We start from the raw sequence: 17419 nt of genomic DNA on the forward strand, positions 1-17419 counted from the left end.
CTTAAAAAGTAAAAGAAATTCCTAATTTAAGCCCGAATGAAAGGGAATTGATCGAGAGATCACTCCCCCGGTGTTTGAGACTGTTACCGTTGTTTTTTGGAGTTCCACCGGCATCATATCTAACATCCGCCCCTATATAGGCAAAAACTGTTTTCGATAAAGCCGTCGAGCCCGAGCCTTTTAATACCACTCCGAATCCGGTGGAAGTATAGTCCAGACCGGTCACTACAAAAGGTTTTATTTCGTTTACGAGTAAAAATCTTGGTCCCAATCCACCGCCCAGTTTGAAACTGTATCCGTCTCCCCTGATCATGTAATATGCCATGGCAGTTGGAGAAATAAATTTGTAATTCAACTCATATTTCCCGTTCATTGTGATATTCGTAAACGAATTGAACGAGTATGCCCCCTCGAGAGCGAGTTGAAGTTTGCTCCCCGCACTGTATCCGACTTCTCCTGAAAATTCGATCATGGAGTTTATGTCCGCCATGTAATCACCGGGTGAGGCGAAATTTTCATTTACATAGTCGCGTAAATTTGCTGAACTTGTCATGTTCAACCCCATGCTGATTCTTCCTTCCCACTGTGCAAAAAGACTTGCCGTAAGAAGGAAAAAGAAAAAAAACGGTTTGATTGAAAATTTAATCTTCTTCAATATCTATTATATCCTCTGTGTGAACGCCCGGAAGTCGAAACTTGAAATAAATGAGAAATATGATTGCAGCCAGCAAATGGAGAATATATGTAACACCGTGTAAAAATGTTGCATAGGCGAGACCGAGTGCCTCAGGGCAACCGTAAAGCATCAGCATCGCTGTTTTAGTGATGGTATGGTAGCTTCCTATGCCGCCCGGAGTGGGTATTATCACCCCTATCGAACTGATACTCATGATTATCCATGCAGCAGAAAGTCCGAGTGAATAGCTTGTATCCAAACCCAGTGCATAAAATCCTGCCCAGCTTGTAGCTGCGTAACCGAGCATGATAAGAACACTGTAGATTATCGTCTTGATGTAGCTTTTTGTTGTCTTGAGAGTCGAAAAGCCGATTATCATTTTATGAAAAATCTCTTCGAGCTTCGAGGATATTTTTGGTGAAAATTTGCCAATCAAAGAAGTGATGAAACCAGAGAATCTCTCTTTGTACCTGATCAGCAAAACAACAAAAACAATCAATGCGAGAAATCCGCCTGTACCCAGTGTAATAGTCAGTTTAAGCCAGCTCAATTCACCGGAATAAATATCTCCCTCGTATATCCACCCGCTTAAGATAACTGCAAAAGCAAAAAGGAGAATGTCAATTATTCTTTCCACAATTACAGTTCCGAGAATGGAGGTTTTTGATAAATTCTCTGATTTTCCTACGGCAACAGCTCTTCCGATTTCTCCGAGTCTCGGGACAATATTATTCAACCCGTATCCGATAAGAACTGCCCCAAAAAGATTGAACGAACTTACATCGGGTTTCAGGGATTCCATGATGGCTTTCCATCTGAGAGCCCTGAACCAGTGCGCTGCCATCTGGAAAACAATAAGAGTAATTATCCACCAGGGAGAAGCTCCCTTTATAAATCCCCACAATTGAGTTGTGTCAACACCCTTGAATGCCCAATATAAAAAGAGAGCTGCAAGCCCTAATGATAACACATATACAATTATGTCTCGGGGTGAGAAGAATTTCTTCTTAGCGGAGGTCAACTACTTTAATATCTCCGGATGGTTTAAAGGTAAAATCGCTGTCAGGTATTCCTTTGTTGAGTGAATACCCTGAAAAATTTATTTTCATCAACACTTTAGAATTGTCTTCAATAATAATGGATGAAATCAGATCCTGCCCGTCTTTTGTTATCTCAACTGACTTGAAACCAAGCTGCTTCCCTTTTTTGGGGGTCATCTTAACCGTATTCCCAGATCCGGAAAGATCGCAGTCACCGGGGGTGTTGTTAATTAGTTTATTGACGCTAAGAAGAGAAACCGCTTTGTTATCGACTTTTGTGACGATCACTTTGTTCTGCTTCTTGTCATGATTCCAGTTTGTTTTGCCGTCACTGACTATCAGGTTGTTTCCAAATGTCAGTCTGACCTTGTTCTCTTTTTTATAGGAGAAGGTGCCTTTGGCAACAAGCGTTTTACCACTGTATTGCTGATATGAGGCTGAAATGTCGGTAAGACTGTTGAATTTCTTCTGGATTGCCTGAATTGTAGCATTCTGAGCGAAAAGTGGCAGAAACATGCCGGCTATCACCCAGCCAAGAATAAAAACTTTGCTTTTCATAAAAATTTCCTTTTTCATGGTTTACTACAGATTCCGCAATATTGTTTCAAGTTCATCATCTGATTCAACCAGTATTTCCCTTGCCTTGCTTCCTTCTCCTGCTCCGACTATTCCTGCAGCTTCAAGCTGATCAACTATTCTGGCAGCTCTTGCATAACCGACCTTTAATTTCCTTTGAAGGAAAGAGACAGAACCCTGCTGACTTCTCACAACAGATTGTGCAGCCTCGGTAAAGAGCGGGTCAAGGTCATTCAATGCACCTGCATCATTTGCCTTTTTGTCAATAAGTGAAGGCAATTCATAAATTTCATCTGGATAAGGTTGCTCTGAAACCACTTCGATCAGTTTTTCTATTTCATCTGTGGTGATGTAGGCATTCTGAATTCTTATCGGCTTCGGAGTGCCCGGAGGCAAATAAAGCATGTCACCTCTTCCGAGCAACTGTTCTGCACCATTCATATCAAGAATGGTACGCGAATCGGTTCTTTGGGCAGTCTGATATGCAATTCTTGCAGGGAAATTTGCTTTTATCACACCTGTTATTACATCCACAGAAGGTCTCTGAGTTGCGACTACAAGGTGGATTCCAACGGCTCTTGCCATCTGAGCAAGTCTGGCAATCGGTTCTTCCACATCCTTGCCAGCTGTAATCATAAGGTCCGCCAACTCGTCAATCACAACTACGATATAAGGCATGAATCTGTGAAGGAGGTTTTCATCCTCTCTCAGTTTTACTGTACCTGACTTTATCTTGTTGTTGTAATCAACGATATTCCTCACTCCAATATTCGAGAGCTTGTCATAGCGAAGCTCCATCTCGAGCACAACAGATTTGAGCAAAATTACTGCACTCTGTGGTGACGAAACTATATACTCGCTGATATCGGGCGATTTTACAAGGAAGTGATGTTTTAAAGTCTCATAAACAGAAAGTTCCACTTTCTTGGGATCAATAATAGCAAACTTCACTTCTGATGGATACTTCGAAAAGAGGAGCGATGCAATGATCATATTGACACCGACCGATTTTCCCGACCCTGTGGCTCCCGCAATCAGAAGGTGGGGCACCCGTGCAAGGTCATCCACAAAAGTCTGTCCCGAGATCGACTTCCCAAGGGCTATCGGCAATGAGCATTTGCTGTTTTTAAGATCGGGCAAAACAGAACCGGCGAGTACGATCGATGGATTGTCGTTCGGAATCTCAACCCCGATGGTACCTCTTCCCGGCATTGGAGCAATTATTCTTATTCCTTTTGCTGCAAGAGCCAAAGCAATATCGTTCTCCAATGACAAAATTTTGCTGATCTTCACCCCGGGAGCAGGAACAATTTCAAAAAGCGTAACCACAGGTCCTGCTGTGGTATCTATTTTTTCAATTTCTATATCAAAAAGTGCGAGCTTTTCTTTTAATCTTATCTTTTTACTCTCAAGCTCGGCTTCCTCTGCATAATGACCGGAGTCATCAGCCTTAATGAGAAAATCTCCGTCCGGAATGTTATAATCATCTGTCGAAAATCTGGCTTCCGGTATTGCCCTTTCAACTCTTGGAGGTGGAGGCACAATATCAGCGTTGGTCTTGACTGAAGTGGTAAAAACAGGCTTTGGTCTTACCGGCTGAACCGGTTCCGGGATAATCTGTTCGAATTCGAGTTCATCGGCATAAACGGGGGGTTTTTCCGATTTTTCGCCCTTAATTACTTTGCTGATTTTATCCTGACTTTTTTCGAGAGACGATTTCCTTTCCTCTCTCTGTGAAGAAACCTTCTCCGATTTTTCCTTCACTTTATTCACACCTGATTCGAAGGCATCTTTTCCCTTGTCGGCAAGAAATACAAAGAATTTGTCTATCTTTAAATCAAATGTAATTACCAGTACTGTAACCATGAGTACCACAAATAGAGTAACGGAACCTATGCCTCCGAGAAACTGATAAGCGAGTCCGCCCATCGTCTTCCCAAGTCCGCCAGCAAGAACAACCGCAGTATCCTCGACCACTCCTCCGAGAGAATAAATTGTTCCCCAGAATGAAGCGAGAATAAAAGCCGAACTTAACAGGAAATTTGTAATGTAAATCAGTCTGCGAATATCAAACTTTTTAAACAGCACGAAACCCCACATCCCGGTAATTACAGGAATGACGAGGGAGAAATATCCAAATGCTGATTTGACAAAGAAAAGGGCAATGTAGGCTCCGGCTATTCCCAGCCAGTTTTTTGTGGGAAGTGCCTTTACCGAAGCATTTCTGATCTGCGGATCATCTGCGGGGGAAAATGATAGGATACTCAGGAAAAGGAGCACAGAAAACGAAATGATGAAAAGACCCAACAGCCTCTTCTTCTTCTCTTGCGATAACTCAAAATAAGTTCTGCCGCTGTCTTTTTTCGTTTTTCCGCTCATCCTGTGCCGGATCAGTTATTTGTTAAATGATGTGCAGGGTCATAAAGTTTAATCGAAGAATTCTCAAATACAGGAACTATGGCGGTAATGTTGGTCTGTGCACAGTATTCAAGGTCTTCAATAAACCCTTCAGTCTCGAGAATTTTGCCGTGCTCGCTTACTCCAAAAAGTGAACGCAAATCGGAACCGTACTTCTCATAAAGATCCAATGCAACTTTTGAAGCATCTGAAAGTGTAAGATCATTTTTTAATTTGAGCAATTCACTTATCAGCATTCCGGCACAAACGGTATCTTCCAGACTGAAATCTCCATTTCTGCCCGAGCAAACGATGTCGTACTCTTTCCCAAGGTTCACCAGCACTTCCGCAACTTTTGAAACATTAAGAAATGAACAGATCAGGGTACCACTCCCATACTTGGTTTTTACGATGGCTTTCGAACCGTTCGTCGTAAAAAAGACAATCGATTTCCCTTTTACAACTGTTTCGACATATTCAAAAGGGGAGTTCCCGAGGTCAAATCCCTCGATCTTCTTCGAATTCTTTTCACCACCCCTCATGGTCCTTCCGCCAAAAGAACTTGCGGATGCTATTTTACTGAAATCAAGTGAGCCCACAGGCACAATCTCTTTCGCGCCATTCATGATAGCCGTGGTGATTGTTGTTGTTGCTCTCAGCACATCAATCACGACAGCTATCCTTCCGGCAAAATACAGCTCTTCCACCATTAACGGAGTCAATATAGTATTAATTCGCATGTTAACCCTGTCTATTTTTTTATAAAGGGCAGCTTTGTAACGCTTACAGGGATTCTGTTCCCTCTAACCATCATCTCAAGTCTGCTGTCAGAATTTAAGTAATTAACATCGATGTACGCAAGAGCAATTCCTTGTTCGAGTACAGGACTTACTGTCCCGCTTGTCAGATGACCAACTACTGTATCGCCTGCCACTACTTCATAACCGTGTCTCGGAAATGATTTTGTAAGGCAAACAAGCGGAGTAAGTTTTCTCTTAAGACCGTCTTCTTTTATTTTCAGAAGTGAATCTTTACCGGTAAACTTCTCTTTTTTCAGTTTCGTGATCCAGCCAAGACCGGCTTCGAGCGGATTTGTCGTCGCATCGATATCGTTGCCGTATAGACAAAATCCCATCTCAAGTCTGAGAGAATCGCGGGAACCAAGTCCACATGGCTTGATAAAATAATCATTGCCATGTTTCATCAAAGAATCCCACAACTTGCATGCCATCTCTTCATTTCCCGTGAAGTAGAGTTCGTATCCAAGTTCTCCGGTATAACCGGTTCTTGAGATCAAAACTTTCTCTCCTGCAAACTCACCATAAGTGAAATGGTAATACTCGATGTCGAGTTTAATACCAAACACTGCTTCAACCACTTTCTTTGAATATGGTCCCTGAACGGCAATAAGAGTAAACTCATCGCTTACATCCTTAATGCTCACTCCATGAGTATTGTTCCTGTGCATCCATTCAATATCTTTTTCAATATTTGATGCATTGATAACGAGCATAAACTTTTTCTGATCGAGCTTGTAAACAAGCAGGTCATCCACGATACCACCATCCTCATAACACATGGCAGAATACTGAACCCTGCCCGGAAAGAGTGTGGATACATCATTTATCGTAAGGTTCTGAACATACTCAAATGCTGCATCACCTTCTATAATTACTTCACCCATGTGGCTCACATCAAAGAGCCCCACGCTGTTCCTTACCGCCTTGTGCTCGGCAATTATCGATTCATATTGAATCGGCATGCTGTAGCCGGCGAATTCAACCAATTTAGCACCATGTTTCACATGTTCTGAATAAAGTCTGGTCTTTTTCACGATTTACCTGTACTTATAATTTCGTTTTTCAAGTCTATAAATATAAAATTTCTTTCTCTCAATTCATACTAAATTGAGGAGCCGGAAATCACAAATCTGTTATTATCCCCGTCAAATCCTGTTTGGTTTTACGGGCTATAACTTTGAACTGATCTGAATTGAATGCATTATCCTCTTCAATTCTGATTCTTAGCATGTATCTCATCTGCATCTTGGCGAGTGTACTCGGGAATCCTTCCTTGAGTTTCTGCGCTACGAATGGATGGCATTTAATAATAATCGAGCGATGCGGCGCCTCGGTTCTGTATTTTCCGAGCCATTCATCAATTTCATGAATGAGGTGCGACTTCTTCGTCAACAAACCGGTCCCCATGCAAACGGGACATGTCTCGGTAAGAGCCTGCATGATATTCTGTCTTACCCTCTGTCTGGTGATCTGAACAAGACCAAAGTCTGACATGGGGAGAATGGATACCTTAGCGCGGTCTCTTCTGAACTCTTTCTTGAGTTCATCGTAAACTTTCTTTCTGTTCTTTTCATCCTCGAGATCGATAAAATCGATTACGATTAAACCGCCGATATCCCTTAACCGCAACTGATGCGCAATTTCGCGGGCTGCTTCCAGATCGGTTTTCAGGGAGTTCAGTTCCTGATCCTTGCTGGCTGCATATTTTCCGCTGTTTACATCGATTACAACCATCGCTTCAGTATGCTCGATCACAATGTGACCGCCGCTCTTCATGGCAACTTTTCTTGCGAAGAGTTCTTTTATCTGCTCCTCAACCTTGAATGCTTCGAAGATCGGTTCCTCCGAACGCACCTGCTCAACTTTGTCGAGCAACTCAGGCTGTGAGACCGCGATGTAATCTTTAATCTCTTTGAATACTTTTTTGTTGTCGATGTACACTTTTGAGATGTCAGAGGTGAAAAGATCCCTGATGACACTTGAAGTGGTGGAGACATCCTGATATATAATGGCAGGGGGGGTTCCGCTTCTCGCCTTTTCCTGAATCTTTTTCCAAAGTTTCAAGAGGCTTCTCAAGTCATCCTTTATCTGTTCCTCTGCCTGACCGCGGGCAACAGTTCTGATGATCAAACCGTAATTCTGTGGAAGAAGACTCTTGGCAATTATGCGAAGGCGCTTTCTTTCACGGAAGTCAGTTATCTTTTTTGAAACACCGATCTTGTTGTCGTAAGGGAGGAGAACACAAAATCTGCCCGGTATTGAAATAGCCGAACTGACCCGCACGCCTTTATTGACTACGGGCTCTTTTGTGATCTGCACAAGGATTGGTTCCCCCTTCTGTAAGATGGGGACACCATTTATGAATTTAGTCTGGACGATGGCATTTTCTTCATCTGCAGCAACGCGTGCTACATTATCATCTTCATCATCCTCTTCATCTATCATTGCCTGAAGTTCTTTGGTTTTCTCTCCGATATCTGAAAAATGGAGAAAACCATCGTGCTTCATGCCGATGTCTATGAATGCTGCTTTAATGCCGGGAAGTACCCTGGCTACTTTGCCAAGATACACATCTCCAACCATCCTCCGGTTTTCGGAGTAATCGACGAAGAAATCTACTAATTTCCCGTCTTCCGTTATCGCCACACGGGTCTGTGTGTTCGATGAATTTATAATAATTTCTTTTAACATAGGTAGTTAAACTCTTTGTATTTAACAGGTTTTGAACTACTGCAAATATTCCAATTCCACTTAGATGTACGCCACCCGCGAGCCTTTTGGGTTCGGGTTCAAGGTAATAAAACATTAAGATGAAGTTTCCGAGAAACTCGATCATTCTTTTCAAAACTTGGTGATTGATGAGGATGTCCCCTTCTTCAGGGGACATCCAATAAATTTATTCTTCGTTATGTTTAACTTCAGCAGTTGCGGCTGCTTCTTTAAGAAGAGCTTTGCGGCTCAGACTGTATTTCCCGCCCTCGATGCGAAGAAGTTTTACTTTAACTTTATCGCCTTCTTTGAAGTAATCGGTAACTTTGTGCACTTTTTTCATATCTATTTCGGATATGTGCACGAGCCCTGACTTACCGGGGAGAATTTCCACAAGCGCACCGAATTCCATAAGCTTGGTCACGACACCGTCGTATACTTCACCTACAACCGGTTGAGTGGTCATCAGTCTTATTCTTGTAGCTGCACCGTTTGCTGATTCTGCATTTGGACCTGCTATCTGGATCGTTCCGTCATCATCAATCGAAATATCAACTCCGAATTCCTTCTGCATGCCCTGAATTGTCTTTCCACCGGGTCCTATGATCGAACCGATAAGTTCGGTAGGAATCTGAAGTGTGGCAAGAGTTGGGGCAAAGGAACAAAGTTCGGGTCTTGGTGCTGAAATTGCACTATTCATTATTCCGAGAATATGAAGCCTTCCCTGTTTTGCCTGTCTTAGAGCTATCTCCATTACTTCAAACGAAACACCCTTTATCTTGATGTCCATCTGAAATCCGGTGATACCCTCATCAGTACCGGCAACTTTGAAATCCATATCGCCAAAATGATCTTCGTTTCCGAGAATGTCAGAAAGGACAGCAAACTGGTCGCCTTCTTTTATCAAGCCCATCGCAATTCCTGCAACCGCTTTTTTTACAGGAACACCGCCATCCATGAGGGCGAGTGATCCGGCACAAACTGTTGCCATGGATGATGAACCGTTTGACTCAAGAATATCACTTACAAGACGGAGTGCATAAGGGAAATCCTTTTCAGCAGGGATCATTCTTTTGAGTGATCTTTCTGCAAGGTTTCCGTGTCCCACTTCTCTTCTGCCAACACCTGAATATCTTCCAACTTCACCAACGGAAAACGGTGGGAAATTGTAGTGAAGATTAAATCTTTTCACAGTCTCATCCATCAAACCATCAATGGTCTGCTGATCATTTTTTGATCCAAGGGTAAGTGTTGTAAGACTCTGGGTTTCTCCTCTTGTGAAGAGTGCAGAAGCGTGTGTGCGGGGTAAAATTCCGAGTTCGACAGTGATTGGTCTGATCTCGTGTGTTTTTCTGCCATCGAGGCGAAGATTTTCTTCAAGAATACATTTGCGAATCAGTTCATACTGGAAATCGTGCAGAAATGTATTAATTGTTTTTTCCTGCTCAGGATATTTTTCAGCGAGTGTTTCGTTTGTCTCTGCAAAAATTGCATCGAAAGCATCACTTCTTTCCTGTTTTGCCATGACTGTGTAGATTGCAGCTTTAAGTCTGTCATAAGCCAGAGCTTTTACTTCTTCAAGAAGTGTCTGATCAATTTCCTTTGGTGTCACAACCATCTTTGGTTTGCCGCACTCGGCAGCAAGTTCAGAAATGGCAGTTACAATTTTTTTGATCTGCTCCTGAGCAAATTTCAATGCTTCAAGCATCACTTCTTCAGATACTTCCGAAGCTTCGCCTTCCACCATCATGATCGAGTCGTCTGTTCCTGCTACAATCAGCTCGATATCACTCTGTTCAACTTGTTCGAATGTTGGATTAACCACAAACTCGCCGTTTACTCTTCCGACTCTTACTCCTGCAATAGGACCAAGAAAGGGAATATTCGATACTGCGAGAGCGGCTGAAGCACCAACGATAGCAATTACATCGGGATCGTTTTCTTTATCAAACGAATGTGTGGTTGCTACAATCTGTGTCTCATTTCTATAGCTGTCATCAAACAGAGGTCTGATAGGACGGTCGATAAGCCTTGATGTCAGTACCTCTTTTTCCGATGGCTTTCCTTCTCTCTTGAAAAATCCACCAGGGAATTTTCCAACTGAGGCAAGTTTTTCCCTGTATTCAACCTGTAACGGGAAAAAATCGATCCCTTCAGGTGCTTTGGGAGAAGCCACGGCGGCGACCAATACCATCGTATCGCCATATCTGACCATCACTGAACCGGCTGCCTGACGGGCATATCTTCCGGTTTCAAAGCTCAGTACTTTTCCGCCTATTTCAACTTCTTTTGTGTATATCATTATTTAAGCCTTACTTTCTAATATTCAATTCTTTTATGATTGCTCTGTATCTGTTGATGTCTTTTGCGATAAGATAGTCGAGCAATCTTCTTCTCTTGCCTACCAGCATGAGAAGTCCTCTTCTCGAGTGGTGATCCTTTGCATGTGCCTGAAAATGTGCGGTCAGGTCATTGATTCTCTTTGTCAAAAGTGCTATCTGCACTTCGGTCTTCCCTGAATCTTTTTCGTTTTCACCATACTTTTTGATTATCTCAAGTTTTTCTTGATTAGTCATTGTGTTTTCCTGTTTTTGTTTGTTCGATTCGACCCCAGAAACAACCGGAGCCAATTAATTAACTGTTTATAAACTTTTCAATACTTCGACAGCGGAATTTTTGTCCCTGTCTATCTGATTTGCGAGGTCCTGTTTTGTAATAAACCTCATCTCGCCTCTGATACGGTCGATGAATTTCACGCGAAGTGTCTTTCCGTAAAGGTCATGGCCCGGAAATTCAATGAGATGAACTTCCACGGCGAGGTCCTTCAGGTTGAATGTCGGTCTTCTTCCAACATTCAAAACACCTTTGTAGATTTTCTCCTCCACTTCCACCATCACAGCGTAAACGCCGTTGGCGGGAAGCAACTTGTTCTCGGAGTCGCACTCAAGATTCGCTGTCGGATATCCGAGCTCTCTGCCTCTTTTGTCACCGTGAACAACCTCTCCAAATATCTCATATTCGCGTCCCAGCAGTTCCGCAGCTCCTTTTACATTGCCTTCGGCGAGGAGTTTTCTTACTTGCGTGCTGCTGATATTGGTCTGATTTTGCATTACAGCCTCAACATATGTTACTTTAAATCCGGTTTTATCTGCTAATTTTCTTATAAAATTTTCGTCACCGGTTCTCCCTTTTCCGAAACGGTGATCGTATCCGACAATTATTTCTTCTATTCCGGTGCCATTCAATATAAACTTTGTAAAGAAGGAGTCTGCATCCAGCTCCGAAAAATCGAGGGTAAAATTGATGATAAAAACTTCATCAATTCCGAGGTTCTCAAAAATACGCAATTTTTCATTTGTGGTTGTGAGCAATTTAATGTCACCACCTTTGAAAACCACCTGCCTCGGGTGCGGGTCGAAGGTAATCAGAAGCGACCTGCAGCCTGATTTTTTGGCATTTGCCATTAAAATATCGAGTAGAAGTTGATGACCCTTGTGAACGCCATCAAAAGTGCCGATGGTCAGCACTGTCTTGTCTGACTTTGGAACTTCGCTGAGGTCACGATAAATTTTCATCAGCTCACATCTCTTGTATCTGCATTGAATATCTCTCTGAACGATTCAATTGTAACTGCATCTTCCACTTTGAATTCACCGATCGCTGTCCTTCTTAAAGACGACAAATAAGCGCCACAACCGAGTTTTTCGCCCATATCGTGTGCCAAAACCCTGATATATGTACCTTTTGAGCACACAACCCGGAAAGATACAACGGGATGCTCCCAGGATATTATCTCGAACTCCTCAACCGTTACCCGGCGGGTTTCCCTCTCTATGGTTTCACCTTTTCTGGCGAGAGTATAGAGGCGTTGCCCGTTTTTGCTTACCGCGGAATACATTGGAGGCAGTTGATCAATCTCACCGGTGAGTTCGGCTGCCACTCTGAGTATGTCATCGATCCCGATGTGCGAACTTTCATTTCTGATGTGCACTTCGGTTTCGGTGTCCATCGAAGGAGTCTGCTCGCCCAGTACAATGGTTCCGGTATATTCCTTTGGAAGACCCATGTAACTGTCAATTTTACGGGTCGATTTCCCTGTACATATTATCAGAAGACCTGTAGCCTTTGGGTCGAGAGTGCCGGCATGTCCAATCTTTTTGAGATGAAGCACCCGCCTCAGTCTGTAAATCACATCGAATGATGTGATCCCCAACGGTTTATCAATCAGTATTGTCTGACCGGCAGAGAAATCAATTTCCTTGTAACTCGTTACCGGTCTGGTTATCATTCTTATGTATCTGTTTTAGAAGTCCCTCGATCTTTTCAACATAGTCGGAAGTATCATCCACGAAGAACCTCAATTCGGGCATGAACCTAACTCTTATTTTAGAGGCAAGCTCATGTCTTATTGCCGGTACCTCCGCGGTTATCTTTTCGAGGGCATTCTTTCTCTGTTCTTTATCGAACACCGAAAAATATACCTTCGCCACTTTGAGATCGGGACTAAGCTTTACAGATGTAATGGTTATCAGTCCGAATTCCCTGTCATGATACCTTAGGAGCATAATCATGCTCAATTCATCTTTTATCTGACTCTCAAGTCGTGCAACTCTGTGTCCCATCTCAGTTCCTCGATTCCGTCTTACAGATCAATAAATTATTCGAGTTTTTTCTTGGTTTCAACAACTTTGAAGCCTTCGATAATGTCGCCGGTCTTTATGTCATTGAAATTCTGAACACTGATACCGCACTCATAGTTGGTATCCACTTCTTTTACATCATCCTTGAATCTCTTGAGTGAGGAAATCTCGCCCGTGAAGATTACAAGTCCGTCTCTGATTACACGGATTCTGTCGTTTCGGGTAATTTTACCTTCGATGACATAGCAACCGGCAACAGTTCCGATTTTCGGCACTTTGAATGTATCCCTTACTTCCACTGAGGAGGTAATTTCTTCGGAAAGTATAGGTGAGAGCATTCCTTCGAGCGCCTGTTTCACTTCGTTGATGGCGTCATAGATGATGTTATAAATTCTTATATCGACTTTTTGTGTCTCTGCAAGTTTTCTTGCGTTCATGTGCGGTCTCACATGGAAACCGATAATGATGGCATTTGAAGCATTTGCAAGCAGAACATCGCTTTCAGAGATGGCACCGACACCTTTATGGATAACTCTTACTTTCACTTCCTCTGTGGAAAGCTTCATAAGCGAATCGGAAACAGCTTCTACTGAACCATCCACATCACCTTTTACGATGATCGGGAGTTCACTGACACCACCGATTGAAATCTGTCTCGAGATTTCATCAAGTGTGATATGATGAACCTGTTTGCTGTCGAGTTCTCTCTTCAACTGCTGTCTTCTTACTGCGATCTCACGGGCAGTTCTTTCAGTATCCACAACGATAAACTGATCACCTGCCTGTGGAGCACCTTCAAACCCGAGTACAAGTACGGGTGACGAAGGTGGTGCTTCGTTCATTTTTTTGTTTCTCTCATCGAACATCGCTCTTACACGACCGTGCTGGTTACCGCAGACAAAGATATCTCCCTGTCTCAAGGTTCCTTTCTGAATCAGAACTGTTGCGGTGACTCCACGACCCTTGTCGAGCTGTGACTCGATAACAACACCTCTTGCCTCACGGTTTGGATTGGCCTTAAGGTCGAGTACCTCTGCTTCGAGGAGCACTTTTTCAAGAAGTGCATCGATATGTAAACCTTGTTTTGCGGAAATTTCAACACTTTGATATCTTCCGCCCCATTCCTCGACAAGTACATTACGGTCAGCAAGCTGTTGCTTTATCTTTTCAATATTTGCACCCGGCTTGTCAATTTTGTTGATGGCAACAATGATTGGAACATTTGCTGCCTGAGCATGTGAAATTGCTTCCACCGTCTGGGGCATCACCGCATCATCTGCGGCAACAATCAGGATTACAATGTCAGTTACCTGAGCTCCACGGGCACGCATTGCGGTAAACGCTTCGTGGCCGGGTGTATCCAGAAATGTAATATACTGGCCTTCGTTTACTTCAACTTTGTAGGCACCGATGTGCTGGGTGATACCACCCGACTCGCCGGCAACCACATTTGAGCTTCTTATATAATCGAGAAGTGAGGTTTTACCGTGATCCACATGTCCCATGATTGTTACCACAGGGGATCTTGGTTCAAGTTCATCTTCGCTGTCTCCGATATCCTCGAGGACATCGTTTGTGTATTCCTGCTCCACTTCAACTTCGAATCCAAACTCATCGGCAACAAGTGTGATGGTGTCAAGCTCAATCCTCTGATTTATCGAAACCATAAGACCGAGTGCGATACATTTTGAAATGACCTCACCGACACTTACACCCATAACATTTGCAAGTTCAGAGACAGACATAAACTGATTTACTCTGATAATTTGTTCATCTATCCTGCGCTGCTCATCGAGTCTTTCCTGTGCTTCCATTCTCTCTTTGCGTTTTCTTTTTCGCATCGAGGCTCTGTTCGAAATAACAGAGTCTTCTGTGGTAAGCATGGTTTTTCTGATCGATTCCAGAACTTCTTTCTGATCGATCTCTAATTTTTTAACTTTGGCTTTTTTCTTAACCGTTTCGGTTTCTTCTATAACCTGTTCCCTCTTTTTCGATTTGTTTTTCTTTTTCTTTTTAGCTTTTTTCTTTTCAGCATCCTCTGATGACTCAACGGCCGGTTTTTCTTCGGCTGTTCTTATGATCGATTCGGGCTTTGGTTCTTCCTTCTTCGGTTTGGGTGCCTCGCTCTCGAATCTTCCGAGAATCTTGAGACCCATCTGCTTTCCGGTACGGGGATCGAAACTGTATTTTCTGGGTGCGACTCCCTTGTCTTCGGCCGGTTTTTCGGGTGCCTGTTCTGTTTCTGCAGGCTCATCGGGTTTTATTAAAGCTTCTATTTCAGGAGATACCCGTTCTTCAACGACTGCTTCCTCAGCAGGTTTCACCTGAACAGGTTCACTTGCAACTGCCGGAGGTGCAACCGGTGCTTTCTCCTCCTCCTTCACTTCCACTTCCTGCGCAACAGGTGCTGCGGGAGCCGGTGTCACAGATTCAACCACGACAGGTTCGGAGACCACGACTTCCTCTTTCACAGGAGGCACTTCGACTGTTTCTGTTTTGGCAACTTCCTCAACAGGAGCAGGCGCCTCTTCTTTTACTGGAGGTTTATCGCTTACACCGGAGAGTTTTCTGTTGAACTCTTCCAGTTTTGTGTAATGTTTTTCAGCCCGTTCAATGTCTTTTTTAAACTGCACCTTCACATCCTCGAGCATCACGGGAGTCAGAGGAGTGTTGATGGTCTTTACATCGTATCCTTTTTTCTTGAGATACTCAACAATAGCCTGTGCAGATACATTGAACTGCGACGCAAAATTGTGAATTCTAATCTTTTGCTCTTTTGGTTCAGACATCTATCTGTGATCCTATCTTTCTAATCCTGCATTCTGTTTTTGAGGATGTCCAAAATTCTGTCAACTTGTTCCTCATCATCCTCAAAAATCTCAAGCAGTTTTTCTTTTCCGGCTTTTATTGCATCTTTTACAGTGTCAAGCCGGTTGTTTATAAGAGTTTCGTAAACTTCGGCACCAAGCTCACGCTTGCACTCGATAAGTTCCACTCCATCTTCATAATCTTCAATGTCTTTTTCAATCCGGTGGAAGTCGATGTTGTATCCGGTAACCTGCATTGCAAGCCTGATATTCACTCCATTTCTTCCAACTATCATCGCTGCCTGTGATGCTTCAGCAAAAATTACAGCGTTCTTATTAACTTCGTCGAGCTCAATCGATTTTAATTTTCCGGGAGCAAGTGCTCTCTGGATCATGATAACCGGATCATCGGAATATGCGAAAACATCGATATTCTCGCCGGCGAGCTCTTTGATAATCGAATGAATTCTTACACCTTTCATACCAACACACGCACCCACAGGGTCAACGCGCTTGTCCATCGATTCAACAGCTACTTTAGCTCTCTCACCGGCCTGACGGGCGATTTTTCTTAATTCTATAATTCCATCATAAACTTCAGGTACTTCAAGCTCGATAAGTCTTCTGAGGAGTTCGGTATCGGCACGGGAAATGATAATTTCAGGTCCGCTCTTCCCTCTTCTGACTTCCTTCACAATCGCTCTGATTGTGTTGCCTTTGTAATATCTCTCGTGAGGAATCTGTTCCTCGCGGGGGAGCATAAGTTCATTTTTGTTGTGGTTTACGAGAACATCATTCTTACGGATTTGATAAATATCGCCGATAACGATCTCTCCCACGAGTCTCTTGTACTCGTTAAGGATGATTTCCTTCTCGATTTCACGAATCCTTTGGTTAAGATTCTGCTTCGCCAGATTTATGAGTCTGCGCCCGAAGGTTGCAAGCTTTAACTGCTCCACATACTCATCACCTACATCAAGCTCATCCTCGTTACCAAGTCTGTTCACTTCTTCGAGACTGATCTGTTTTTCAGGATTCTCAACTTCTTCGACTATTTCTCTGACAAGAAATATTTCGATGTCGCCTCTGTCCATGTTAACGACTACGGAGTAGTTTGCTTCTTCACCATATTTTTTTCGAACAAGCAACCCGAAGATATCTTCAATTATTCCATGAAGTACATCCTTGTCCACTCCTTTTTCTCTCACCATCGCCGCAAACGATTCAACTATGTCTGCGTTCATTTCTCTTCCTCCACTAAAAACTTACTTTAACCTTGGCACTCAGAATATTCTGAAAACCAATAATTCGTGATTCTTTGTTTAATTCAAATGTTAAAAGGTCATCTTCAACCTGAAGCAGTTTTCCTTTTATTTTCTTTTTCTCTTCACCTTCCGAGTATGTTACCTCGAATTCCCTGCCGATATGCTTTGTATACTGTTTCAAATGTATCAGTGGTCTGTTGACCCCCGGTGATGAAACATCAAACCTGACAGGTCCCTCAAAAAGGTCTTCCTCGTCGATTATCTTGCTGATATCACGGCTGACGGCCGCACAAATGTCAGCAGTCACGCCCTCTTCCCCGTCGATATACAATTCAACAACTTTTACCTTGCCTTCACCCTTCATAACAAAATCTATGAACAGCATCCCGTGCTCTTCAACCGTCTGAAGGCATATCTCTTTTATTCTGTTGGTTGCGTCAATCATAATTGCTTTCTAAAAAAAAACGCCCTGTGTCCGTAGGGCGAATAATCAGATTACAAATATAGCA

15 protein-coding genes are annotated in these 17419 nt (G+C 43.0%); all 15 read right to left on the minus strand.

Annotation, left to right across the window (positions count from 1 at the left end; genetic code table 11):
• Position 1: 1 nt before the first annotated feature.
• Positions 2–655 (minus strand): hypothetical protein, encoded by a 654-nt coding sequence (locus tag J0L60_14630; protein ID MBN8547366.1) that lies wholly within the window; start codon positions 653–655, stop codon positions 2–4.
• Positions 642–1697 (minus strand): flippase-like domain-containing protein, encoded by a 1056-nt coding sequence (locus tag J0L60_14635; protein MBN8547367.1) that lies wholly within the window; start codon positions 1695–1697, stop codon positions 642–644. Before J0L60_14635 ends, J0L60_14630 begins: the two co-directional genes overlap by 14 nt.
• Positions 1684–2274, minus strand: coding sequence for an outer membrane lipoprotein carrier protein LolA (locus J0L60_14640; protein MBN8547368.1), 591 nt, complete (start codon positions 2272–2274; stop codon positions 1684–1686). Before J0L60_14640 ends, J0L60_14635 begins: the two co-directional genes overlap by 14 nt.
• Before the next feature lie 24 nt (positions 2275–2298).
• Complete coding sequence (locus tag J0L60_14645) at positions 2299–4671, minus strand: DNA translocase FtsK (GenBank protein MBN8547369.1); 2373 nt, start codon at positions 4669–4671, stop codon at positions 2299–2301.
• 11 nt (positions 4672–4682) lie between these two features.
• Entirely contained in the window at positions 4683–5429 is a 747-nt protein-coding gene (locus tag J0L60_14650) for a 2-phosphosulfolactate phosphatase (protein ID MBN8547370.1), read from the minus strand.
• Positions 5430–5440: 11 nt separating this feature from the next.
• On the minus strand, positions 5441–6523 hold the full coding sequence (gene gcvT / locus J0L60_14655; protein ID MBN8547371.1) for a glycine cleavage system aminomethyltransferase GcvT: 1083 nt from the start codon (positions 6521–6523) through the stop codon (positions 5441–5443).
• 88 nt (positions 6524–6611) lie between these two features.
• Entirely contained in the window at positions 6612–8180 is a 1569-nt protein-coding gene (locus tag J0L60_14660) for an Rne/Rng family ribonuclease (protein ID MBN8547372.1), read from the minus strand.
• A gap of 205 nt (positions 8181–8385) precedes the next feature.
• On the minus strand, positions 8386–10500 hold the full coding sequence (gene pnp / locus J0L60_14665) for a polyribonucleotide nucleotidyltransferase (protein ID MBN8547373.1): 2115 nt from the start codon (positions 10498–10500) through the stop codon (positions 8386–8388).
• Positions 10501–10510: 10 nt separating this feature from the next.
• A complete protein-coding gene (gene rpsO / locus J0L60_14670; protein ID MBN8547374.1) occupies positions 10511–10774 on the minus strand; it encodes a 30S ribosomal protein S15 in 264 nt (87 codons plus the stop codon).
• Positions 10775–10840: 66 nt separating this feature from the next.
• Positions 10841–11773 carry a bifunctional riboflavin kinase/FAD synthetase gene (locus J0L60_14675; GenBank protein ID MBN8547375.1) on the minus strand — a complete coding sequence of 311 codons (933 nt, stop codon included), beginning with the start codon at positions 11771–11773 and terminating at the stop codon, positions 10841–10843.
• Positions 11773–12486 carry a tRNA pseudouridine(55) synthase TruB gene (truB, locus tag J0L60_14680; protein ID MBN8547376.1) on the minus strand — a complete coding sequence of 238 codons (714 nt, stop codon included), beginning with the start codon at positions 12484–12486 and terminating at the stop codon, positions 11773–11775. Before truB ends, J0L60_14675 begins: the two co-directional genes overlap by 1 nt.
• The gene (rbfA, locus tag J0L60_14685) at positions 12449–12820 is read right to left on the minus strand and encodes a 30S ribosome-binding factor RbfA (GenBank protein ID MBN8547377.1); all 372 of its coding nucleotides are present in this window, start codon (positions 12818–12820) and stop codon (positions 12449–12451) included. Before rbfA ends, truB begins: the two co-directional genes overlap by 38 nt.
• Positions 12821–12855: 35 nt before the next feature.
• Positions 12856–15627 carry a translation initiation factor IF-2 gene (infB, locus tag J0L60_14690; protein MBN8547378.1) on the minus strand — a complete coding sequence of 924 codons (2772 nt, stop codon included), beginning with the start codon at positions 15625–15627 and terminating at the stop codon, positions 12856–12858.
• 20 nt (positions 15628–15647) lie between these two features.
• Positions 15648–16889 carry a transcription termination factor NusA gene (nusA, locus tag J0L60_14695; GenBank protein ID MBN8547379.1) on the minus strand — a complete coding sequence of 414 codons (1242 nt, stop codon included), beginning with the start codon at positions 16887–16889 and terminating at the stop codon, positions 15648–15650.
• Between the two features lie 13 nt (positions 16890–16902).
• Positions 16903–17355 carry a hypothetical protein gene (locus J0L60_14700; GenBank protein MBN8547380.1) on the minus strand — a complete coding sequence of 151 codons (453 nt, stop codon included), beginning with the start codon at positions 17353–17355 and terminating at the stop codon, positions 16903–16905.
• Between the last annotated feature and the right edge of the window lie 64 nt (positions 17356–17419).

Source organism: Ignavibacteria bacterium, from assembly GCA_017302895.1.
In the GTDB taxonomy this organism is placed as follows: domain Bacteria; phylum Bacteroidota; class Ignavibacteria; order Ignavibacteriales; family Ignavibacteriaceae; genus UTCHB3.